General features: G+C 43.0%; 19 protein-coding genes and 1 tRNA gene. 11 read left to right on the top strand and 9 right to left on the bottom strand.

All coding sequences use genetic code 11. From position 1 onward, the window contains the following. Positions 1–323: 323 nt before the first annotated feature. The 4 genes from KP803_RS06845 to KP803_RS06860 form a co-directional block, all read right to left on the bottom strand. Positions 324–1,577 carry a cyclic di-GMP phosphodiesterase gene (locus KP803_RS06845; protein WP_248008111.1) on the bottom strand — a complete coding sequence of 418 codons (1,254 nt, stop codon included), beginning with the start codon at positions 1,575–1,577 and terminating at the stop codon, positions 324–326. A 104-nt stretch (positions 1,578–1,681) separates the two neighbouring features. After that, entirely contained in the window at positions 1,682–2,089 is a 408-nt protein-coding gene (locus tag KP803_RS06850) for a VOC family protein (protein ID WP_248008112.1), read from the bottom strand. 190 nt (positions 2,090–2,279) lie between these two features. Continuing rightward, entirely contained in the window at positions 2,280–2,975 is a 696-nt protein-coding gene (locus tag KP803_RS06855; protein WP_248008113.1) for a VC0807 family protein, read from the bottom strand. A 241-nt stretch (positions 2,976–3,216) separates the two neighbouring features. Beyond that, positions 3,217–3,301 (bottom strand) — tRNA-Leu (locus tag KP803_RS06860). Positions 3,302–3,490: 189 nt separating this feature from the next. Here KP803_RS06860 and KP803_RS06865 point away from each other — a divergent pair. Then, positions 3,491–3,967 carry an RDD family protein gene (locus tag KP803_RS06865; RefSeq protein WP_248008114.1) on the top strand — a complete coding sequence of 159 codons (477 nt, stop codon included), beginning with the start codon at positions 3,491–3,493 and terminating at the stop codon, positions 3,965–3,967. Positions 3,968–4,055: 88 nt separating this feature from the next. Here the strand turns inward: KP803_RS06865 and lptG are convergent, their stop codons facing one another. Together lptG and lptF are read right to left on the bottom strand one after the other, a co-directional pair. Then, positions 4,056–5,126: an LPS export ABC transporter permease LptG gene (gene lptG / locus KP803_RS06870; RefSeq protein WP_248008115.1), complete on the bottom strand. Its 1,071-nt coding sequence runs from the start codon at positions 5,124–5,126 to the stop codon at positions 4,056–4,058. Continuing rightward, positions 5,119–6,231, bottom strand: coding sequence for an LPS export ABC transporter permease LptF (lptF, locus tag KP803_RS06875; RefSeq protein WP_248008116.1), 1,113 nt, complete (start codon positions 6,229–6,231; stop codon positions 5,119–5,121). The genes lptG and lptF overlap by 8 nt, the downstream gene beginning before the upstream one ends. A gap of 191 nt (positions 6,232–6,422) precedes the next feature. On the opposite strand from lptF, the gene pepA reads away from it, so the two are divergent. The 5 genes from pepA to KP803_RS06900 all read left to right on the top strand — a co-directional run bounded on the left by pepA (position 6,423) and on the right by KP803_RS06900 (position 13,777). Then, complete coding sequence (gene pepA, locus KP803_RS06880) at positions 6,423–7,931, top strand: leucyl aminopeptidase (RefSeq protein ID WP_248008117.1); 1,509 nt, start codon at positions 6,423–6,425, stop codon at positions 7,929–7,931. A gap of 96 nt (positions 7,932–8,027) precedes the next feature. Further along, the gene (locus tag KP803_RS06885; protein ID WP_248008118.1) at positions 8,028–8,477 is read left to right on the top strand and encodes a DNA polymerase III subunit chi; all 450 of its coding nucleotides are present in this window, start codon (positions 8,028–8,030) and stop codon (positions 8,475–8,477) included. Positions 8,478–8,585: 108 nt separating this feature from the next. Then, positions 8,586–11,459 (top strand): valine--tRNA ligase, encoded by a 2,874-nt coding sequence (locus tag KP803_RS06890; RefSeq protein WP_248008119.1) that lies wholly within the window; start codon positions 8,586–8,588, stop codon positions 11,457–11,459. A gap of 166 nt (positions 11,460–11,625) precedes the next feature. Then, the gene (locus KP803_RS06895; protein WP_248008120.1) at positions 11,626–12,351 is read left to right on the top strand and encodes a substrate-binding periplasmic protein; all 726 of its coding nucleotides are present in this window, start codon (positions 11,626–11,628) and stop codon (positions 12,349–12,351) included. Between the two features lie 244 nt (positions 12,352–12,595). Then, positions 12,596–13,777, top strand: coding sequence for a dicarboxylate/amino acid:cation symporter (locus KP803_RS06900; protein WP_248008121.1), 1,182 nt, complete (start codon positions 12,596–12,598; stop codon positions 13,775–13,777). Positions 13,778–13,852: 75 nt separating this feature from the next. On the opposite strand, the gene KP803_RS06905 is transcribed toward KP803_RS06900, so the two are convergent. From KP803_RS06905 to rapA, 3 genes are all read right to left on the bottom strand, one after another. After that, a complete protein-coding gene (locus tag KP803_RS06905; protein ID WP_248008122.1) occupies positions 13,853–14,830 on the bottom strand; it encodes a D-2-hydroxyacid dehydrogenase in 978 nt (325 codons plus the stop codon). Positions 14,831–14,861: 31 nt separating this feature from the next. Beyond that, on the bottom strand, positions 14,862–15,599 hold the full coding sequence (gene rluA, locus KP803_RS06910; RefSeq protein WP_248008123.1) for a bifunctional tRNA pseudouridine(32) synthase/23S rRNA pseudouridine(746) synthase RluA: 738 nt from the start codon (positions 15,597–15,599) through the stop codon (positions 14,862–14,864). A gap of 129 nt (positions 15,600–15,728) precedes the next feature. After that, positions 15,729–18,635, bottom strand: a complete 2,907-nt coding sequence (gene rapA, locus KP803_RS06915; protein WP_248008124.1) for an RNA polymerase-associated protein RapA — start codon at positions 18,633–18,635, stop codon at positions 15,729–15,731. A 446-nt stretch (positions 18,636–19,081) separates the two neighbouring features. Between rapA and KP803_RS06920 the strand changes: the two genes are divergently transcribed. The 5 genes from KP803_RS06920 (at position 19,082) to KP803_RS06940 (ending at position 23,830) form a co-directional block, all read left to right on the top strand. Then, positions 19,082–20,458: a PhoH family protein gene (locus KP803_RS06920; RefSeq protein WP_248008125.1), complete on the top strand. Its 1,377-nt coding sequence runs from the start codon at positions 19,082–19,084 to the stop codon at positions 20,456–20,458. Between the two features lie 157 nt (positions 20,459–20,615). Next, positions 20,616–21,620, top strand: coding sequence for an ornithine carbamoyltransferase (gene argF / locus KP803_RS06925; protein ID WP_248008126.1), 1,005 nt, complete (start codon positions 20,616–20,618; stop codon positions 21,618–21,620). A 257-nt stretch (positions 21,621–21,877) separates the two neighbouring features. After that, positions 21,878–22,807 (top strand): aspartate carbamoyltransferase, encoded by a 930-nt coding sequence (gene pyrB / locus KP803_RS06930; RefSeq protein ID WP_248008127.1) that lies wholly within the window; start codon positions 21,878–21,880, stop codon positions 22,805–22,807. A 16-nt stretch (positions 22,808–22,823) separates the two neighbouring features. Then, the gene (gene pyrI, locus KP803_RS06935; RefSeq protein WP_248008128.1) at positions 22,824–23,285 is read left to right on the top strand and encodes an aspartate carbamoyltransferase regulatory subunit; all 462 of its coding nucleotides are present in this window, start codon (positions 22,824–22,826) and stop codon (positions 23,283–23,285) included. Between the two features lie 155 nt (positions 23,286–23,440). Continuing rightward, positions 23,441–23,830, top strand: a complete 390-nt coding sequence (locus KP803_RS06940; protein WP_248008129.1) for a RidA family protein — start codon at positions 23,441–23,443, stop codon at positions 23,828–23,830. Positions 23,831–23,837 lie beyond the last annotated feature (7 nt).

Consider the following 23,837-nt stretch of genomic DNA (forward strand, 5'->3'; position numbering starts at 1 on the left):
GTTCTTCTTTTGTGATTTGCATCACTCGGAAGAGGCGGCCATTCTAGCGATTTAAGTTTCAGTGTCAAACACTTTTTGAAATTTAATTTTTATCGCCTTGAAGCCTTACTGAGTATTGCTAACGCCTTGTGGCGTCTGCCGTGTCAGTGGATGCGCATTATAGATAGTTCGAGATCATTGGCAAGGGATAAATCACATTTTTTTGTAGAAAAAGGCCCGAGTGATTACTAATCACTCGGACCTCATTTTGCGCACCGAATACTCCACCTTAGAACACAGGCTATTCACAAAATCCTGTGGATAACTACCATTTTGACCTAAAGCTAATCATCGCTATCAAAGAAATATGAAACTCTGGAGCGTGGGTTTAGATACTCTTTCACTTTATCAGGGAGTTTATTAGGTAAGATGGCATTAACTATCTTTATTTCCTTCTCCGCTAAATCAATAATTGGCGCTTGAGTTCTTGGAACCGAAGGATCATAGATAAGTACATTAGGGAAAAGGATATGTTTTGCATTAACTGAGATAACTAATCCAACCATCTCATTAGATAGCTGAACAACGGTTCCAGGAGGATACACCCCCATAAACTTAATCAGGACATTTAGGTTATCGTTGTTATATAGATGTTTGCACTTCTTATATAGGTGAGAAAGTGCGACATAAGGAATCTTTTGATCATTTGGATTCATTGGATGACATAGGTTGTCATAAGCATTTGCGACTGAAACTACCTGAGTCAGATCATCGATATCTTTCTCTTTTAATTTATTCGGGTAGCCTGAACCATCATTAAGCTCATGATGCTGTTCTATCACCACTTTTGCTGGCTCAGGAAAAGTTTCCATGTTCATGGCCAGATCGAGTCCATATTTAGTATGGAGTTTGAGGTAATTAATTTCAGGGGTTGATAGAGGGGTTTGCTTGCGGATAATTGCCGCTGGGACTTTTATCTTGCCCATATCATGGAAAAGAGACGCAAAAGCAATGTCTTTTATCTGCTGCGGGGTCATCCCTTTTGCTTTAGCTATCATCATTGCAATGACCGATACATTAAGCGAATGGAAGTAAATATCTTCCACTTCACTCTTACTGTTCATTAAGTGTAATGTGACTCCCTCATTATTTAATAGCTTGTCAACGATACCATCGACTAACGCGAGTGCTTCATCTACTGCTTTCTCGGGCCGATTTCTAATTTTATTCATTACCGCTCTCATTTGCGCTAATGATCGCTCAAACTCTTTTTCGCACTTAATGACTTTACGACGGTACGCTCCTAGCTCTTCAATTCTCTTCTGCTTTTCATCCCACAGCTTTTTAGCTTCTCTATCAACTTGCTCATCTTCCGCTGATGGATCTTTGGGTACTTGATTCGCAGGCAGTGGTTGTGTACTACTTTGAGCAGGATTAATGTAGACATGTTGAATACCCAAATGTTTGATCATTCGGATCTGGTCTTCGCTTTTTATAAGAAAGCTATTAAATAAGAAAGGGTGATCGTTCCACTTTACAGGAAGCCGAACATGTAACCCTGGTTGAAGTCGATCAACCGAAATTTTTATGCTTGCCACAAATATATAATTTTCATATCAATACCTAGGTAAATATTAACTAAGTTTATTTGAAAACACACCTTTTACCGCATTGATTTTAACAACGGCTGGCCACAATTAAATTAAGTAACCAATTCACAGTACAATAGCCAGCGTACACCGTACATATCTTCTATCTTTCCAAACTTCGCCCCAGAATAAATATCAGATATTGGCATCATGACATGCCCACCCTCTGCGAGCATATCGAAAATACGAGCCTGCTGATCGACATCATCAAGTACGAGAGATAGCGCAATATTATTACCCGACATTTCTCTAGCAACGACACCATCAGATAGCATAAATTTCATCCCAAAGGCTTCAAATTCAGCATGCATAATCCAATCTGGCTGAGCCCCTGGGATCTGCATTGGTGCGTCTCGGAAGTATTGTTTCGTTGTGGTTTTGCCTCCGAAGCAGTGGCTATAGAATTCAAGAGCCTCTTCACAACGTCCTGCAAAAAACAGATATGGGGTAAGTTGAAACATCGCTATCTCCTTATTAGTATTAATAAAAGATAGTTTATTCAGCGTATTCTTTCTTGTAGAAAGCACAGATTTCATTGTTTTTTTTAGCTTTTGTTAAATCAATCACCAAACTCATACCCGCTACTTAGGCTTATTCTAAATACAAAAAAGCCCCGACATGAGTCGAGGCTTCTGAAGAGATAGCTATAGTCTAGCTAGCATTAAATATTTGTTCGGTCTCTAATGAAGTCATAGAGCGAATTTGACGCCATAAGTAATAGAAAATGCCAAACATCATTAGCATACTTGGTATCGCTATAACGGGGTAACTATAGAGCGTAAGTTTGCCTAGCTCCTCGTTAAACGCTGTAGTCCCTGCCGGACTTGTCACAATCCAAGTCGCTAAGAAATAATTCATTACCGATGAAAAAGCGAAAGTACTGGCGAATAGGTAGTTAGAGACTTTCAAACAACGTTCAAAGGCCGCCTCATTTCCAGCTTTGGCTAATCGTTCTTTTATTAATGGTAAGTTCAGTAACGTATCATTAAAAATGACCTTCTTTACAATCGGGTAGCGGGTAAAAGAAGAGCCCAGTACCACCAACCCTATCAAACCTGGAATAAGCGCCTCTTTCACAGCCAGCCATTTCGTATCCAGTTCTAGCAGTCCTATTCCACCCGTTAATAACACGCTGACAAAACCCAGAGCAGCGATAAAGTTAAACTTCTTATTGCGGATCAGCTCCATACCACCATAAGCAACGGGAAAGGCTAACGCGACCACTAGCGCCATAACAGTACCAAGATGCTCATCACCACTGAATTTCATTAAGATAAATGACGGTAGAAAAACGTTAAAGGCTATCTCAAATAGAGGATTCGATTTTTTGTTTTCTGTATTACTCATAATTTCCTAGTTAACAAGGTTGAGTTCTTTTCAAGTGCTGAAGGGGATTGTTCATTGTTCAACCCAAGATGTAAAGCCTTTGTAATTCTGCGCTGTGTAACTTCATGTGACATTTAGCAGACAAAAAGCGTACGAATCAAGAAGAGTAAGAGAAGGGCTGTATGGACGGAAGAAAAAGAACATACCTATTTTCCTTGCCTCAAAACGACGAAAGGCCGCTATAAAAGCGACCTTTCTAATATGGTACCGGTAGGCGGACTTGAACCGCCACGCCCGAAGGCAACGGATTTTGAATCCGTCGTGTATACCAATTTCACCATACCGGCATCTTGGGGTTTCCCCTTTGATGTTTGGCATTATACGTAACATCATCGGCTTCGCAAGCCTAAAAGATTGAAAAGCTTTCGTTTGATGATAATTTCGCCACGAAATAACAAGGTGTGCGTTTGCTCTCTTCCCTACAGAGCCTCAACACTATATTCTTTCCGCAATATTTACACATTTACGAATCAATTATGACTACAACTAATGCCCTTCCACCAGCGGGTTTAATGCGTCGCTTAGGTGCTCTTTTTTATGATTCACTTATTGTAATGGCAATTTTGATGATGGCTGGAGGATTGATTGTTGCTATCTTAGAAGCTCTCGTTGCTCTTGGCGCAGTAAATTACGCCCCCTATGTTGATGCTAGTGACTTACTCAGCAAGCACCCTGTTTGGAGCCCTGTTTATACTTTTTACTTAGTAGCTGTTGCGCTCTATTTCTTTGTTTTCTTCTGGACTCGAGCGGGTCAAACATTAGGAATGCGCGCATGGAAACTTCAAGTTCAAAATGAACAAGGTGGTGCTATCAGTATCACTCAGGCGCTAATACGACTGTCGACCTCTGCATTTGGATTAGGGAACTTAGCCGTGCCATTTGATCCACAAAAACGGGCCTTCCAAGATATGTGGGCTAAGACACGAGTAGTGGTGCTGCCAAAAGCGAATTAAATAAACAAGCCCATATAAAAAAGGAAGCGATTAAGCTTCCTTTTTCGTTTAGATATATTCAACAGCATTCTGTGCTGTCATATCTAGGCTATAGCTTCCGACGTAACAACATTAACGCAACCGACAGGAAGACTATACTCGGTGCAACCGCACCAAATACCGGAGGGAATCCATAAACCAAACTCAATGGGCCAAAGAATTCACTTGAGATATAAAAGGTGAATCCAGCGATGACACCCGATAAAATTCTCGCCCCCATGGTTACTGTTCTTAATGGGCCGAAAATAAACGACAACGCCATTAACATCATTACTGCAATAGAGAACGGTTGAGTCACTTTACGCCATAGTGCCAATTCATATCGAGAAGAATCAAGCTCTGAAGCCTTTAGGTAGTTTACATAATCAAACAAGCCAGATAATGAAAGCTCTTCTGGTTTTACTGTCACCACCGCCAATTTGTCAGGCTCTAGTGATGTCGTCCAACGATATTCTGACAGTGTGTCTTTAGATAGCTCAATACCATCACGCATATCGGTGACTTGTACATCTCGCATTATCCACTCATTGTTATCTAGATAGTCCGCAGACTTTGCATAAACCACTGTTTCTAGCTGTTTATCAGCATCAAAACGCCACATATTCAACGTTTGCAACTGATCATCATCGACTTTTCCAATAAAGATGAAATCATTGGCATCTCTAGCCCAGACTCCAGTTCTGACAGACAATAGTTGGCCACCAGAAGTCGCAAATGCGCGAAGGTCACGAGCCATTTTTTGAGCCTGAGGAGCACCCCACTGACCTAACAAAGTGACAATGATCATCAAAGGCACAGCCGTTTTAAGTACCGACATCCCGATGTTTAATTTAGAAAAACCAGACGCTTGCATAACCACAAGTTCAGAACTAGAAGCAAGCATCCCCAAACCAATTAAAGCACCAAGAAGAGCCGCCATCGGAAAAAACATCTCAACATCTCGAGGTATGCTTAATACAACAAACAGTAATGCCTGTAAGAGATCATAAGTTCCATCTCCTACTTTTCTCAATTGCTCCACGTATTTAATGATCGCAGATAAGCCAACAAAGGTCGTCAAAACTAGTGTTGTTGTCGCAATGATCGTTTTACCGATATATAAGTCTAATATCTTAAACACTTGCTTTCGCCACCTTTTTTTGTCTTATCTTATCTTTGATTCTTCTAACTGGAATACTATCCATCATATTTGCCCCAATAGCTGCTAGCAGTAGAGCCGCATTGATCGGCCACATCCCTATCATCACTGGGATAGACCCATCTTCTATCGCCGACTTGGTGGCACTGATTGATAAGAAATAGGCTAAGTAAATCAATATCGCAGGCCCCATCTTAGCAAAACGTCCCTGCCGAGGGTTCACAGCTGAAAGTGGAACAACCAACATGGTCAACAACGGGATACAAACCACTAACGAGATACGCCATTGAAGTTCGGCTTGTGCACGAGTATCGGCACTTGTGATCAGAGAAAATGTTGACTTCGCCTCCCAATCACGTCCTTTAGGCTTAACGTCTCGCTGTCCAATTAATCCATCGTACTCTTCAAAGGTCGTATTTCGGTAATCAAGACGAGTTGGAATCCCTTCATAACGAATCCCTTCATGCATGGTGATCACCTGACGGCCATCACTGGTCTCTTTTACATCGCCGTAATTAGAAAACATGACACTAGGTAAAATGGTGTCACGAGGACGAAGCTGAGCGACAAACACATTTTCAAGCTTCTTATCTTTAATATCGTCAATAAACACGACTGATGAACCATCAGGCGTTCTCTGGAACGTCCCTTTCTTCAACAAATCGACGGTATTTTCAGACTCTAGCTGCTCCATGAGCTGCGTCTCTTTCTCTTGAGCCCAAGGCGCAAGCCAAAAAGAGTTGAACGCCGCAATACACCCCGTAATGAGAGCCAAATACAACGCTGCCTGAATCAGGAACTTATTGCCGATTCCTGTCGCGTTCATTACCGTGATTTCACTTTCAGCGTATAAACGACCGAAAGTAAGCAAAATACCGATAAACAAACTAAGTGGTAGCATCAATAACCCCATGCTTGGCATATTGAGGCTTACGATGGATAAAATCATACGCGCAGGTATTTCACCGTCAGATGCCTCTGCCAGTACACGGATAAATTTTTGGCTGAGAAACACTAAAAAAAGCACGAAAAAGATGGCTAATTGGCTTTTGAGTGTCTCGCGGATCAAATATCTAACAATAATCACGCTGAAAGTACCTATAGAAAACTTGTTTTTTTGGTTGAATCACTATAATTTCCCGATGAACCTTTTATTTTTAAAATTTTCACTAACTGTTAGTTGGCTTAATTAAAACGTAGTTCCAAGTATGGATTCAACAAGTAAGCTCGCATTATCTAACATTTAGTTTGATTTGTCTTCAGGATGTAGGAGTACGCATGGAGTTCAATGTAAAAAGTGGCAGTCCAGAGAAACAACGCAGCGCATGTATCGTTGTTGGAGTGTTTGAACCAAGACGCCTTTCTCCAGTAGCTGAACAGCTGGATAAAATCAGTGATGGCTATATCAGCTCATTGCTTCGCCGTGGTGATCTTGAAGGAAAACCGGGACAGATGCTACTACTGCATCAAGTACCTGGAGTATTATCTGAACGTGTTTTATTAGTTGGCTGTGGCAAAGAGCGTGAACTCGGTGAGCGCCAATACAAAGAAATCATTCAAAAAACCATCAGCACACTTAACGAAACAGGCTCTATGGAAGCCGTTTGTTTCTTAACTGAACTGCACGTTAAGGGCCGCGATACGTACTGGAAAGTGCGCCAAGCGGTTGAAGCGACAAAAGATGGTCTGTACACCTTTGATCAGTTTAAGAGCAATAAGCCTGAAACTCGCCGTCCACTGCGTAAGCTTGTCTTCAATGTACCAACGCGTCGTGAATTGAGCCAAGGTGAAAAAGCGATTGCTCATGGTCTTGCTATTTCTTCTGGTGTTAAAGCATCAAAAGATCTTGGCAATATGCCACCAAATATCGCAAATCCAGCTTACCTTGCTTCTCAAGCGCGCCGTCTTGCTGATGACTACGAAACCGTCACCACTAAGATCATTGGCGAAGAAGAGATGGCGAAGTTAGGCATGACTTCATATCTTGCGGTTGGTCGTGGTTCGAAAAATGAATCTATGATGTCCATCATGGAGTACAAAGGGCACGCTGATCCAGACGCTAAACCTATCGTATTAGTCGGTAAAGGTCTTACCTTTGATTCAGGCGGTATCTCTCTTAAGCCTGGTGAAGCAATGGATGAGATGAAGTACGACATGTGTGGCGCTGCTTCTGTCTTTGGTACCATGAAGGCATTGGCTAAGCTAAACCTGCCAATCAATGTCACCGCAGTTCTTGCTGGTTGTGAAAATATGCCGGGTAGCAATGCTTACCGCCCTGGCGATATTTTAACGACGATGAATGGTCAAACTGTTGAAGTACTAAATACCGATGCAGAAGGTCGCTTGGTTCTTTGTGATGCACTCACTTACGTAGAGCGTTTTGAACCAGAGTGTGTGATTGATGTTGCAACGCTAACTGGTGCTTGTGTTATGGCACTTGGTCATCACATCAGTGCGGTGCTTTCAAACCACAACCCGTTGTCTCACGAACTTGTAAATGCGTCAGAGCAAGCGAGCGATCGCGCATGGCGCATGCCAATGGCTGACGAGTACCATGAACAGCTGAAGAGCCCATTTGCTGATATGGCGAATATTGGCGGTCGTCCAGCTGGTACTATTACCGCAGGTTGTTTCTTATCTAAATTTGCTAAGAAATACCACTGGGCACACCTTGATATTGCAGGAACGGCTTGGAAGTCAGGCGCGGCGAAGGGCTCAACTGGCCGCCCTGTCTCACTACTTGTCCAATTCCTACTCAATCGAAGTGGCCAAGAAGGCGAAGAGTAATCTTCAAAAAGGGCCGAAAGGCCCTTTTTTATTGCCCCTTATTTTTTATCAATTTTGACTAATCGAATCCAAGACAGGTAATTCACTGAAAATATTATGGCCAACGCTACTTTTTACATCGTCAGCCCAGAAAGCCCTCAAGCCACACAATCTGGCTTTGATAACTACGTACTGTTTCTCAGTAAGCACTTTGTCGAGCAAGGAGCAAAAGTCTATTTAAATGGTCACGATAAAGAACATGCCGAACGAATTGCTGAACTGCTTTGGCAAGCAGAGCCCGATGATTATATTGCTCATAATTTGGTTGGAGAAGGCCCTAAATACGCAACCAACATTGAGATTGGTCATCAAAAAGTGAAACCAAATTGGAATCGACAAATCGTAATTAATTTGGCGGATAATAATACAACCTTTGCGAAGCAGTTCTCAGAGGTGGTAGACTTCGTCCCTTGCGAGGAAAATGCCAAGCAGCTGGCTCGAGAAAGGTATAAAATTTACCGACAAGCAGGGTTTAATCTGCAAACAATCGAAATACAGCATCCATAGTCAAACCTTATAGTTAAAGCGATCTTAGCGGTTCAATATCAGCCATAGATCCTTCACTTATAAAGTTTGACCACATTTACCAATTCACAGTACCTATTTAAGAGCACTATGGAAAAGACATACAACCCAACATCAATCGAACAAGCGCTATACCAAGCTTGGGAAGAGAAAGGCTACTTTAAGCCACACGGTGACACTTCAAAAGAAGCGTACAGCATCATGATCCCGCCACCAAACGTTACTGGTAGCCTGCACATGGGTCACGCCTTCCAAGATACCATCATGGATACTTTGATTCGTGCTGAGCGTATGAAGGGTAAAAACACCCTTTGGCAAGTAGGTACTGACCACGCTGGTATCGCAACTCAAATGGTTGTTGAGCGCAAGATTGCTGCTGAAGAAGGTAAAACCAAGCACGACTACGGCCGTGAAGCGTTTATCGATAAAATCTGGGATTGGAAAGCTGAATCAGGTGGCACGATCACTCAACAGCTTCGTCGTCTTGGTGCTTCTGTTGACTGGGATCGTGAACGTTTCACTATGGATGATGGTCTATCAGCTGCCACTCAAGAAGTGTTTGTTCGTCTCTACGAAGAAGATCTAATCTACCGTGGTAAGCGCCTAGTTAACTGGGATCCAAAGCTTCACACAGCTATCTCTGATCTAGAAGTAGAAAACAAAGATAAAAAAGGTTTCATGTGGCACTTCCGCTACCCACTAGCGAACGGTGTTAAAACGGCTGATGGTAAAGACTACATTGTTGTAGCGACGACTCGTCCTGAAACCATGCTTGGTGATACCGGTGTTGCTGTTAACCCAGAAGATCCTCGCTACAAAGATCTTATCGGCAAAGAGATCCTACTTCCTATTGTTAACCGTCTTATCCCAATTGTTGGTGATGAACACGCAGACATGGAAAAAGGCACAGGTTGTGTGAAGATCACTCCTGCTCACGACTTTAACGATTACGAAGTCGGTAAACGTCACGCCCTACCGATGATCAACATCTTGACCTTTAATGGTGATATTCGCGATGCTGCGGAAATCTTCAATACTAATGGTGAAGAGAGCGACGTTTACGGTACTGAACTTCCAGCTAAATACCACGGTATGGAGCGCTTTGCTGCACGTCGTGCAATCGTTGCTGAATTTGAAGAAATTGGCCTTCTTGACGAAATCAAAGATCACGATCTAACCGTCCCTTACGGTGACCGTGGTGGTGTAGTTATCGAGCCAATGCTAACTGACCAATGGTACGTACGCACTGCACCGCTTGCAGAGCCAGCGGTAAAAGCGGTTGAAGATGGCGAAATCCAGTTCGTTCCTAAGCAGTATGAAAACATGTACTTCGCTTGGATGCGTGACGTTCAAGACTGGTGTATCTCTCGTCAACTTTGGTGGGGGCACCGTATTCCAGCTTGGTATGACAACGACGGTAAAGTTTACGTTGGACGTACAGAAGAAGAAGTGCGTGAGAAAAACAATCTAGCGCCTGTTGTTGTACTTAAGCAAGACGACGATGTTCTGGATACTTGGTTTTCTTCTGCTCTTTGGACGTTTGGCACACAAGGCTGGCCGGAAGATACTGAAGCGCTGAAAACGTTCCACCCATCAGACGTACTGGTATCAGGTTTTGATATCATCTTCTTCTGGGTTGCTCGTATGATCATGATGACGATGCACTTCTGTAAAGATGAAGATGGTAAGTCGCAAGTACCATTTAAGACCGTTTACATGACAGGTCTTATCCGTGATGAAAACGGCGACAAGATGTCTAAGTCAAAAGGTAACGTACTTGACCCAATCGATATGATTGATGGTATTGGTCTTGAAGAGCTTGTTGAGAAGCGTTGTGGCAACATGATGCAACCTAAACTTGCGAAGAAGATTGAAAAAGCGACACGCAAAACTTTTGAAGACGGTATCGAACCATACGGTACTGACGCACTGCGTTTCACTCTCGCTGCTATGGCCTCTACTGGCCGTGACATCAACTGGGATATGAAGCGTCTTGAAGGGTACCGTAACTTCTGTAACAAGCTATGGAACGCAAGCCGTTACGTACTGATGAATACAGAAGAACACGATTGTGGCATGACGTTATCAGCAGAAGACCGTGCAAACATGGAATTCTCTCTGGCGGATAAGTGGATTGAATCTCAATTCGAAGTGGCAGCGAAAGAGTTTAATGCGCATCTAGACAACTACCGTCTAGACATGGCAGCAAACACACTTTACGAATTCATCTGGAACCAATTCTGTGATTGGTACTTAGAGCTAACGAAACCTGTTCTGTGGAAAGGCACCGAAGCTCAGCAACAAGCGACTCGCTACATGCTGATCACTGTTCTAGAGAAAACGCTACGTCTCGCGCACCCTGTTATTCCTTACATCACGGAATCTATCTGGCAGAGCGTGAAACCTCTCGTTGACGGTGTGGAAGGTGAGACAATCATGACTCAAGCGCTTCCTCAGTTTAATGAAGATAACTTCAACGCTGATATCGTTGCTGATATTGAGTGGGTTAAGACTTTCATTACCGCTATCCGTAATCTTCGTGCTGAGTACGATATTGCTCCAAGCAAAGGCTTAGAAGTCATGATGAAAGTCGCTGACGAACAAGATGCTGCTCGCATTGAAGCAAACAAGATTGTTCTGACCTCTCTAGCTAAACTGGACGATATTAAAGTTCTCGCTGACGGTGAAGAGACTCCTGCCTGTGCAACTAAACTGGTTGGCAAGTCTGAGCTAATGATTCCAATGGCAGGCCTAATCGATAAAGATGCAGAGCTTGCTCGCTTAGATAAAGAAGTAGCGAAGACTCAAGGCGAAGTTAAACGTATTGAAGGTAAGTTAAGCAACGAAGGTTTTGTTGCTAAAGCCCCTGAAGTCGTAATAACAAAAGAGCGTGAAAAGCTTGAAAGCTATAAAGAGACACTCGTTAAGCTAGAAGAACAAAAAGCAACGATTGCAGAGCTATAACCATCTTTAGATAATTTGCATTATTTATTAAAAGGCCAGTCATTGACTGGTCTTTTTTATTTCCCCTCTTTACTTGATAATATTTCTATCAATAAATTTGATGGAGTGAGCATTTATCTTCTTTCTTATCGCTATACTAAAATAAAGAATAGAGTTGGGGCCTTATATGAAACGTGCTTTACTACTAATCAGTGCTCTCTTCATTACACTTTCTTCATTCTCTGCCATAGCAAGTAATGAAACCAAAGTAATCAAAATCTCAGCGGGAGAATGGCCACCATTCATTGGTCAAAATTTAAAAGATTTTGGCTATGTGGGTAAAACAATTCAGCAAGTATTCGCAAGCCAAGGCTATCAAGTCGAATTTCATTTTTACCCTTGGAAGCGAGCGTATAAAAAAGCCAGTGATGGTGAGTACGTTGCGACAGCAGTTTGGATGTTTGCTAAGGAACGTACTGAACACTTTATTTATAGTGACCCTGTTGCTCAAGAGCAGTTTGTTTTCTTTCACCTCAAAGAAGAGGACTTTCAGTGGCAATCTCTTGACGATCTCATCAATAAACATTTAGGTGGTGGACTAGGCTACAGTTATGGTGAAGAACTTGATAGCATGATCAACACTCAGCAAGTCACTATCAATCGCGTAGAAAGCCCAAGTAAAGCCTTCCAACTACTAAAATATCGCAGAGTTGATCTTGTTCCAGAAGAGAAGCACATTGGGTTGTTTTCATTAAGTAAATTACCAATTGAGACTCAAGAACTTATTACCTATCACCCCGTTCCATTTCTTAGCAATGACAGTTACGTATTATTCTCGAAAACTCATCCTGAAAGCGAAAAACTGATAACGATATTTAACCAAGGCTTAAAAGAATATCAAGCCTCCCCATAAGGCAATCTTCACCATTAACTTCTAATCACAAATCAGAATTTACATCTATAACTCAACGTAATAACCAATACATATCACCAACATAATCACTTAAAATAGTTACAAAATTTAAATAACACTTCTAAATCACAAAATAGATTGGTCACTCCCTATATACTCCTCCCAACAATAAAAATTACAACTAAGTTATTGTAATTAAATAACAAAAACCATAACCAACATCAATAGTTCAGAGGATTTAATAATGAATCTAGTCACCAAGCTCGTCGCAGGTATCGCTAGCGGTATCGTCGTGGGATCGTTTGCTCCAGATATCATCGTTCGACTGTTTTTAACCTTTCAACAAATCGGTGGACAGCTCATCGGTTTTACCATTCCATTAATCATTTTATTTTACATCGCGAGCGGTATTGCAAGTTTGCCGAAGAATTCTGGTAATCTGCTAGGTAAAACCATTGGCCTTGCGTATGGATCTACGATCATTGCTGGCTGTTTAGCATTTTTTGCGGCAAGTATCGTTCTATCAGGCCTATCACCAAGTGTTGCAACTGAAACTGAAGCGGTCCGCTCACTGACTGGCTTTATTAGCTTAGAAATCCCTGCGATCTTTGGTGTAATGACCGCTCTTGCACTTGCTTTCCTATTCGGAATTGGGATATCAGTGACGGAAAGCCTAACACTAAAGAAACTGGCTGATGAAGGTCGAAACATTGTTGATCTACTACTATCTAAAGTCATTATTCCAATGCTGCCTATCTACATCGCGGGTGTATTCGCCAACATGGCAGCGGAAGGAACTGTATTTAGCACACTTAAAACGTTCGGTGTTGTTCTAATTACTGCGATTGTCGTTCACTGGATCTGGATCAGCATTCAATATGTTATTGCAGGTATGGTCAGTGGCAAGTCACCGCTGGCTTTGATCAAAACAATGTTGCCAGCCTACTTTACGGCGCTAGGAACCATGTCTTCAGCAGCAACGATTCCTGTAACGCTAAAGCAAACCAAAGAGAATGGTGTAAAAGAACCCATTGCCAACTTTACTATCCCACTGTGTGCAACCATCCACCTTTCTGGTTCAACCATCACACTTGTATTATGCGCAACAGCGGTGATGGCTTTAAGCACCAATATTGAAATGGTTTCGTTCTTTAACATGATTCCATTCATTATGATGCTTGGTATTACGATGATTGCCGCACCGGGTGCTCCAGGTGGCGCAGTAATGGCCGCGCTAGGTTTAATGGCTTCTATGCTTGGCTTTGGTGAAGCAGAACTTGCTCTTATGATTGCCCTATACATGGCACAAGATAGCTTTGGTACGGCGTGTAATATTACCGGTGATGGCGCAATATCAATGCTGGTGAATCGTACGGCTGACGATAGTGACGCTGAAAAAATAGAACAACCTGTCACGACGAGCTAAAGTAAAAAATATACATTGAATAAAAAATGCCAGTTGTACTGGCATTTTTTATGTGTTGGAAGAGAGTTTAAACCGTTAAACCACTCTATTTTTCACGTCACCGCGCTCGAAAGCGGTAATGTTATCCATCAGTATATCCGCTAACTTTTGAATAGAAGAGTCACTTCCCCAAGCAACATGCGGTGTCAGCAGTAAGTTTGGCATATCCATATTTGCTATCAGGGGGTTACTTTCATCGGTGGGCTCTTGAGTAAACACATCAACCCCAGCTCCCGCTATCTGGCCAGATTTCAATGCATCAACAAGCGCCTGTTCATCCACAAGGCCACCACGTCCTGTATTAATCAAAATGGCACTGGATTTCATTTTGTTAAATTCAGCTTCAGAAATTAGATTTTCGGTTTGCTCTGTTAATGGGCAATGAAGTGTAATAGCATCAGAAAGTTGCAGCACTAATTCAAAGGGAAGATAACCGGTTCGGCAATCCATCATCTCTTGTTTAGATTCACTTTTTCTTTCAGCAAACAGCACCTTCATGCCCAGAGCTTTGGCAAGTGTCGCCGTTGCCTGCCCTAGTGCTCCACTCCCAATGATCCCCAATGTGGAACCCGCGATATCCCCAATAGGATGTGTAAAGAAACAAAACTGCTTATTACGCTGCCATTCACCCGAGGCAATATCTTGATGATAGCCAAAAAGATTACGTCTTAATGCAAACAACATCGCGATCACATGTTCAGGCACCGATTGTGTCGCGTAGCCTTGTACATTGGTCACTGCGATATTGGCACGACGGCAATATTCAACATCGATATTGTTGTAGCCGGTAGCCGATACCGCAATTAAACGCATATTAGGAAGCTTCGAAAGAGTCTCTGCATCAAGTACTACCTTATTGACGATGACAATATCCGCATTTTTTAGTCGTTCAACGACTTCATCAGGCTTACTATAATCGTACTCAACCCATTGATGCTCAAAAGGAAGCTCTGCTAGCTTAATTTGACTTGGGATTGTCGCTCTATCGAGAAAAACCACTACAGGTACAGTCATCTTACTTCCTTATCTCTAATCAAGCCCTCGCCTAGCAACGAGGGAGAGTTTTATAATCGGGTAATGTTTCAGGACATTCGAAGTGTTGCAGAATTCGAGCCTCTGCAACGGGGTAAAAATCACACGGTACAAAAATGGTCTGGCGCTTTTGTGTCACAGGGTGGTAAAAGCTCAACTCTGCAGCGTGCAGTTCTAATCGTGTGGTGAACGCTTGCGCTTCTTCTGTAGAATAAAACTCATCACCGACAATCGCATTCCCTAAAGCCTGCATATGAACACGCAGCTGATGCGATCGTCCAGTTACGGGAAGTAACCTAACAACAGAGGTCTTCTTCTCACGCTCAACCACTTGATATTTGGTTTGAGAAGGTTTGCCATCTTTAAAACAGACTTTCTGCCTTGGTCTGTTTGGCCAATCACAGATAAGGGGAAGATCAATTTCTCCCTCCTCCTGCTCTACCTGACCCCAGACTCGTGCGTAATAGATTTTATGCGTTAGGCGATACTGGAACTGCTTTTTAAGCGAGCGCTCTGCCTCTTTATTTTTAGCCAGAAGCATCAATCCAGATGTCGACATATCCAAGCGGTGCACTACCTGAATCTCTGGGTACTCCGCCACCAATCGGCTCCACATGCTGTCGTAGTGTTCCGCCAAACGACCTGGAACGGAAAGCAGCCCTGAGGGCTTATTGACCGCGAGAATATCCTCATCTTCATAAACGATATCAATCCAAGGGTCCGTCGGTGGCGTGTATTCAAGCATGGCCATATAAACGTCTCAAAATAAATTATAAATAGAATAAAAAAATTGCTCCTAGCGATACAGCTATGCAGCCATCGTTAGAAGCAATGATATTGCGTTTTCACTGTAAACTGAGCTGAGTCAGATACCTAAATATTAGTTATGACTGACCACAATCAAGCGTAACGAATCAAGGTTAACTTGAGCCTTGCTAATGTACTGTGTTAGCTCTTTGATCTGAGCGTCAATTGCTTCAATTTCTTCATCACGAATATTCGGGTTCACTGCTTTCAGTGCCTGCAATCGCTCAAGTTCGCCATTTAAGCTCGCTTGCATCTCTTGCTGCGCCTGTTCGCGTACTGCTTCAACCTTTTCAGTTACTAGGTTTTCACCGGCTTCTATCAAGCTATGAACTTCATTCTGTACTGAAGAAACCAATTTACTCGCTAAGTGGCGATTCACAGGGCTAAGCTGACGGTTAAAACTATCAAACTCAACTTGCGCTGAAAGATCGTTACCACGTCCGTCCATCATCAAGCGAATTGGCGTTTGTGGTAGGAATCGAGTAATGCCACTGCGTTTAGGTGCTTGTGCATCCACAACATAAATCAGCTCAAGAAGTAAGGTACCAACAGGTAACGCTTTGTTTTTCAAAAGCGATACCGCCGACGCCCCAACCCCTTCACTCATCAATAGGTCGATACCGCCTTGGATCATTGGGTGTTCCCAGCTGATGAAGTTCATATCTTCACGAGAGAGTGCGGTTTCACGGTCAAAAGTGATCGTTGCCCCTTCGTAAGGAAGACCTGGGTAACTAGGTACCATCATGTGTTCTGATGGCGTTACCACAAGCGCATTTTCACCTTTATCGTCTTGGTTTAACCCAATGGTATCAAACAAGCTTAGTGCGAAAGTAACAAGGTTAGTGTCGCCATCTGTTGCTGAAATAGTATCAACAATCGCTTGCGCTTTATCACCACCATTAGAGTGCATCTCAAGCAGTCTGTCGCGACCATGCTCAAGTTGCGATTTAAGCTCTTTATTCATCTTCGCAGATTCTGAGATGACGTCATCAAGCTGATCGATTTCCCCAGAGGCTAGCATATCCACTAACGCATTAGAGTATTCGTCATAGACAGCACGACCTGTTGGGCAGGTTTCTCTAAAGGCATTTAAACCTTCATCGAACCAACGCGCTAGGATAGCTTGAGAAGTCCCTTTCAAGTACGGAACATGGATATCAATATCACGCTGCTGACCAATTCGGTCTAAACGACCAATACGCTGCTCTAGTAGGTCTGGGTTAAACGGTAGATCGAACATAACCAGTTGATTAGCGAATTGGAAGTTACGCCCTTCTGAGCCGATTTCACTACACAGTAGAACCTGAGCGCCACCCTCTTCTTGAGCAAAATACGCTGCCGCTTTATCACGTTCAATGATTGACATGCCTTCGTGGAAAACCGTTGCACGAATGCCTTCACGCTCACGCAGTGCTTGCTCTAGCTGAAGCGCTGTGCTTGCACGAGAAGCAATCACGAGGATCTTTTCGCTACGTTTTTCTTGAACTTTTTCAATCAACCAGTTTACGCGTGAATCAAACTGCCACCAGCTTGCATCATCACCTTCAAACTCTTGAAAGATCTCTTCTGGATATAGGTTTTTCAGAGCGCGCGCTTGAGGTGTTATCTTTCCGCCAATCAAACCAGAAACACGCATTGATGTTGTGTACTGAGATGGAATTTCCATTGGCATCAAATGAACGTTACGCGTTGGGAAACCTTTGATTGCAGCACGGGTATTTCTAAACAATACGCGCCCTGTACCGTGGCGGTCCATCAAGTTATCAATCAGCTCTTGGCGTGCATTCACCTTCGCTTCTTCATGCTCGTCATTTTCAATAATGCGGAATAAAGGCTCTACATCTTGCTCAGACAAAAGCTCTGTGATTTGATTTTTCGCATCGTTCTCTAGCTTTTGGCCCGAGAAAAGTGCCGCGACAGAGTCTGCGACAGGTGCGTACTGTTCTTCTTCTTGAACAAACGCTTCGTAATCATAGAAACGATCTGGATCAAGAAGTCGCAGTCGAGCAAAGTGACTTTCACGACCTAACTGTTCAGGTGTTGCTGTTAGTAGTAAGACACCCGCTGTTTTTTCAGCAAGCCCTTCAATGACTTGATATTCACGGCTTGGTTTTTCTTGGCTCCACTCAAGGTGATGTGCTTCATCAACCACCAACAGATCCCAATCGGCATCCATGGCTTGCTCAAAGCGGCGACGACTCTTACGGATAAAATCTAAAGAACACAGCACATATTGCTGAGTATCAAATGGGTTTTCCGCTTCCGCAAATGCTTCAATACAGCGCTCTTCATCAAAAATAGAGAAGTGCAGATTAAAGCGACGCATCATTTCAACCAGCCATTGGTGTTGAAGCGTTTCAGGAACCACAATAAGAATACGTTCAGCGCTGCCCGATAGTACTTGCTGATGGATGATCATGCCTGCTTCAATGGTTTTACCTAGGCCTACTTCATCTGCAAGTAAAACACGCGGCGCATGGCGACGACCCACTTCATGAGCAATATATAATTGGTGAGGGATCAAACCTGCGCGCATACCACACAAACCGCGCATTGGGCTTTTGTGTTGCTCAAACTGGTTCGTCAGCGCTTTATAGCGAAGCACGAAGTTGTCCATACGATCAACTTGGCCAGCAAACAGCTTATCTTGAGGCTTATTAAAGCGGATATTATTACTGAGCATGATCTCGCGTAAGATCACCTCTTCGCCATTGTCACTTCGTGCACCAAGATAGAAGAAGACACCTTTGTTCTCTTCAACTTGTTCAACCTTGATTGACCAGCCCTCTTGACTTTCAACGACATCACCGACATTAAATGTCACTCGGGTTACGGGAGCATCGCTGCGTGCATAAACACGGTTTTCTTCCGCAGCAGCAAACATTAGTGTGACTGTACGAGCATCCATTGCTACTACGGTACCTAAACCTAAATCGCTTTCCGTATCGCTGATCCAGCGCTGGCCCAAAGCAAATGTCATGAATCGACTACCTCATTATTCAAAGTTGAAAATATTCTTTGTTATTTTAGTTTGTATTTCAGTATGGAGATAAAAAGGATTATCAAAAGAGAATAATAATGAAAAATCCACACCAAAAAAGGTCGCTAATCTTACTTGAAGCTGTGATATAGGTCACGAGGTATCCTCGTATTTTTTAACAGAAGTTGGTCCGCCATCAAACTGTAAGAAAAGCGTGTCATTTGTGTATTTGAGTGTTGCTATACTCGTTAAAGAATACGCATAATTTTGAGTCCGAATAGGATTTTCTGGCACAAAACATGCTGTTCTCAGGTATAGAAATTGATCAACACGGGTTTGCAGTTGTTAGTGTACAGAGCGACACATCTTCTAAGCGCGTTATGACTTTGTCACCTTCTGCAAGCAATGATTGCTAAGCAATGCCGACTCTCGGCAAGGAGACGCTTATGACTGATACCGACCGGAAACTGTTTGTCCTCGATACCAATATCCTTCTTCACGAACCTTTTGCTATTTACTCCTTTCAAGAACACGATGTTCTCATTCCCATGACCGTCCTCGAAGAACTCGACCGCATTAAAGACAGTAAGCGAGATGTGGCGCGAGATGCGAGGGTCGCGATTCGTGCTTTGGAAGATCTTTTCCGCGATGCAACGCCTGATGAAATTTCAGAAGGTATTCACTTTTCTAAAGATATTACCGCGACCGGTACCATATCTATCGTTGCTGACTTTGAACTGCAAGAAACCGTTAAAGCGTTCGCCGACAAAGCTGGTGACAATCGAATTCTCAATGCCGTGTTGGACTTACAAACTAAGCATGCCCCTAGAGAAGTCGTGTTAATCACCAAAGACATCAACATGCGTCTTCGTGCAAAAGGCGCTGGTGTACAATTTGTTGAAGACTACAGAACCGATCAACTCATTGATGATGTACAATATCTAACTAAAGGCTTTCAACTGCGAGAGGGGGCTTTTTGGGACGACATCGATGAAGTAGAGAGCAAATCTCTCGGAGGAAAAACCTTCCACACATTAAGCAGAAAGCCATTTGAACCCACCTTTATTAATCAGTATGTAATTGATGAAGATAGTGATTTTGCAGCGCGAGTCGCTGAAATCAATGAGGAAAGCATTACACTTCAAGATCTCAGCCGTGAGCGCATGATGCATAAGCGAGCATGGGACATTACACCGAAGAATATCTATCAAGGTATGGCGATGGATGCCCTACTCGACCCCGATATTGATCTGGTGATTTTAACTGGGGCGGCGGGGAGTGGTAAGACACTGCTCGCAATGGCTGCTGCTCTAGAGCAGACGATTGAAAAGAAAATGTTCGACAAGATCATAGTGACCCGAAACACCCCTGATATTGGTGAGTCGATTGGGTTCCTGCCTGGCAGCGAAGAAGAGAAGATGATGCCTTGGCTTGCGGCGGTCACCGATACACTAGAAGCGCTGCATAAAAATGATCACTGTACGGAAGGGTCCATGAAGTATATCTGCGACAAGGCCAACATCCAGTTTAAGTCGATAAACTTCATGCGCGGGCGTTCAATTCAAAATGCGTTTGTTCTACTTGATGAGTGCCAGAACCTGACGGCTTCACAGATCAAAACCATCATCACTCGCTGTGGTGAAGGAACAAAGATCGTCTGCTCAGGTAACCTTGCTCAGATTGACTCTCACTATCTCACTCCAGTGACGTCAGGGCTCACTTATATGGTAGAGCGTTTTAAAAACTTCGAGGGCAGTGCAAATATCCATTTAAATGGTGTGGTACGTAGCCGATTAGCCGAGTTCGCAGAAGAAAACATGTAACCTCTTTACCTATAATATTCTCTGACACATCGACAGTAAGCGAGATATCTATGAACAATTGTAGATATCTCGCTTTATTTTAAAATATTTATTCACTTTTAATGCATTTATATGTTTTACTATTCCTCTAGAAACTGATCTCTTAAGGACTCAAACCATGGCTTTTAATCTACGTAATCGTAACTTTCTTAAACTGCTCGACTTTACGCCGAAAGAGATCCAGTTTTTGATCGATCTTTCTGCTGATTTAAAAAAAGCAAAATACTCAGGCACTGAGCAGAAGAAACTCAACGGCAAAAATATTGCTTTGATCTTTGAAAAAGCCTCCACCCGTACGCGCTGCGCCTTTGAAGTGGCCGCTTTTGATCAAGGGGCGCAAGTCTCATATCTAGGTCCATCAGGCTCTCAAATTGGTCAAAAAGAGTCGATGAAAGATACGGCTCGTGTATTAGGACGCATGTACGATGGTATTGAGTACCGTGGTTTTGGCCAAGAGATCGTTGAAGAGCTAGGCGCACACGCTGGAGTCCCTGTTTGGAATGGTTTAACCGATGAATTCCACCCGACTCAAATACTGGCTGATTTTCTTACGATGTTAGAACACGGAAAAGGGAAGCTATTGCATCAAATCAGTTTTGCTTATCTTGGGGATGCTCGCAATAACATGGGTAACTCTCTCATGGTTGGCGCGGCTAAAATGGGGATGGACATTCGCCTTGTTGCGCCAAAAGAGTTCTGGCCAGAAGAGTCGCTTGTCTCAACCTGCCAAGAGATAGCGACGCAAACAGGCGCTAAAATCACCTTAACGGAAAATGTAGAAGAAGGCGTTAAAGGGTGTGATTTCCTTTATACCGATGTTTGGGTTTCAATGGGTGAAGCCGCTGAAGCTTGGGATGAGCGTGTCGCCAAAATGACGCCTTACCAAGTCAATAGTAAGACCCTAGCACTGACTGAAAATTCAGATGTAAAGTTCATGCACTGCCTACCCGCCTTCCATAATGATGAAACCGTTATCGGTAAAGAAGTGTCCGAGAAATATGGCATGAATGGCTTAGAAGTAACAGAAGAAGTGTTTGAATCAGAGCACTCTATTGTGTTCGACGAAGCAGAGAACCGCATGCATACTATTAAGGCGATCATGGTGGCGACACTAGGTAACTAGTAAGCAAACGAAGCTTGACGTAATCGCTTGCGCTCACTTTGCGAAGGCGTATAATGCTCGGCAATTTGTCAGAGGATTATGAAATGATGACCTTGGTATCGTGCAGCACTCAGCGATATAAAAACCGCAAGCTACGATGGGCTTCTAAGCTTAGCTTTGCCGTCATTGGTTTCTGTAATTCTTTCGATTTTTAAAGCCTCCCATTATTGGGGGGCTTTTTTGTGGCTTTAAGAACATTCAAGATAGGGAAGAAGAACATGACAAACACGCTTTATAATAAGCATATTATCTCTATTCCAGAACTCTCACGTGAAGAACTGGAACTGATAGTTGATACGGCAGGTCAGTTGAAATCTCATCCTCAACCTGAACTGATTAAAAACAAAGTAGTCGCCAGCTGCTTCTTTGAGCCTTCGACCCGTACGCGCCTATCCTTTGAAACGGCTATCCAACGTATTGGCGGTGATGTTATCGGCTTTGATAGTGGTGGTAACACTTCTCTAGCGAAAAAAGGCGAAACATTAGCCGATTCAGTGCAAGTCATCTCTTCTTACGTCGATGCTTTTGTAATGCGTCACCCTCAAGAAGGCGCCGCTCGCCTTGCTTCTGAGTTTTCAAATGGTACGCCTGTTATTAATGCAGGTGACGGTGCAAACCAGCACCCAACGCAAACTCTGCTCGATCTCTTTAGTATTGCTGAAACACAAGGTCGACTGGATAACCTTAATGTCGCGTTTGTTGGTGACCTAAAATACGGTCGTACGGTTCACTCACTAACTCAAGCACTAGCAAAATTCACCAATGTACGTTTCTTCTTTGTCGCACCTGAAGCTTTAGCTATGCCTGACTACATTTGTGAAGAACTTGATGAAGCAGGTATTGAATACAGCCTTCATACAGAGATGGAAGAAGTGATTCCAGAGTTAGATATTCTTTACATGACTCGCGTACAAAAAGAGCGTTTTGATGAGTCAGAATATGCGCATATCAAGTCAGCGTACATTCTAAAAGCAAACATGCTAGAAAGTGCTCGTGAGAATCTAAAAGTACTTCACCCACTGCCACGTGTGGACGAAATCACCACAGACGTTGATAAAACGCCGCATGCTTACTTTTTCGAACAAGCTGAAAATGGTGTCTACGCGCGTGAAGCTTTGCTAGCCCTTGTTCTAAATGAAACGCTGTAATTAGAGGAGAAACACTATGTCGAAAGAAACTCAATTGCAGGTAGAAGCAATTAAAAACGGTACGGTAATTGACCACATTCCTGCGCAAATTGGCATTAAAGTCTTGCGCCTGTTTGATATGCATAATTCAAATCAACGCATAACCATTGGACTGAACTTACCATCATCAGCATTAGGCGCAAAAGATCTGCTCAAGATTGAAAATGTTTTTATCAATGAAGAGCAAGCAAGCAAGTTAGCACTGTATGCCCCACATGCGACTGTCAACCAAATTGAAGAGTACGAAGTCGCTAAGAAACTCGTTTTAGAACTGCCTAAACAAGTTAACGATGTTTTCTCTTGCCCAAACAGCAACTGTATTACACACAATGAGCCGGTTGAAAGCAGCTTTAGTGTGATCGAAAAGAACCAGGATATTCGCCTTAAGTGTAAATACTGTGAAAAAGTATTCTCACGCGAAGTTGTCACTGAAAGATAACAACCATTGCTCGGATAATTAAACGAGCCATCGTTATTCATACCGACATCCCTTATCTGTTGATAGGGGATTTTTCTTTACCTATTTCTTTACGTAAACAGAGTTTCACGGCACACTGAGCGCTTATTTTCTCCTCTACTGACGGAATCAATAACATGACTAAAGTACTTCATACTGAATCAGCTCCTGCTGCAATTGGCCCATACATTCAAGGCGTAGATCTTGGCAACATGGTTCTGACTTCAGGCCAAATCCCTGTAAACCCAGTAACGGGCGAAGTTTCTCCTGAAATCACAGAGCAGGCTCGTCAGTCTCTTGAGAATGTTAAAGCGGTTGTCGAAGCATCGGGGTTAACGGTGGGTGATATCGTTAAGCTAACGGTTTTCGTTAAAGACCTAAATGACTTTGCTGCAGTGAACGAAGTGTACGGTGCATTCTTTGATGAGCATAACGTGGCTCACTACCCTGCACGCTCTTGTGTTGAAGTAGCTCGCCTACCAAAAGATGTAGGTATCGAGATTGAAGCAATTGCCGTTCGTAAATAATCGTTTA

Source organism: Vibrio amylolyticus, assembly GCF_023145695.1.
In the GTDB taxonomy this organism is placed as follows: Bacteria; Pseudomonadota; Gammaproteobacteria; order Enterobacterales; family Vibrionaceae; genus Vibrio; species Vibrio amylolyticus.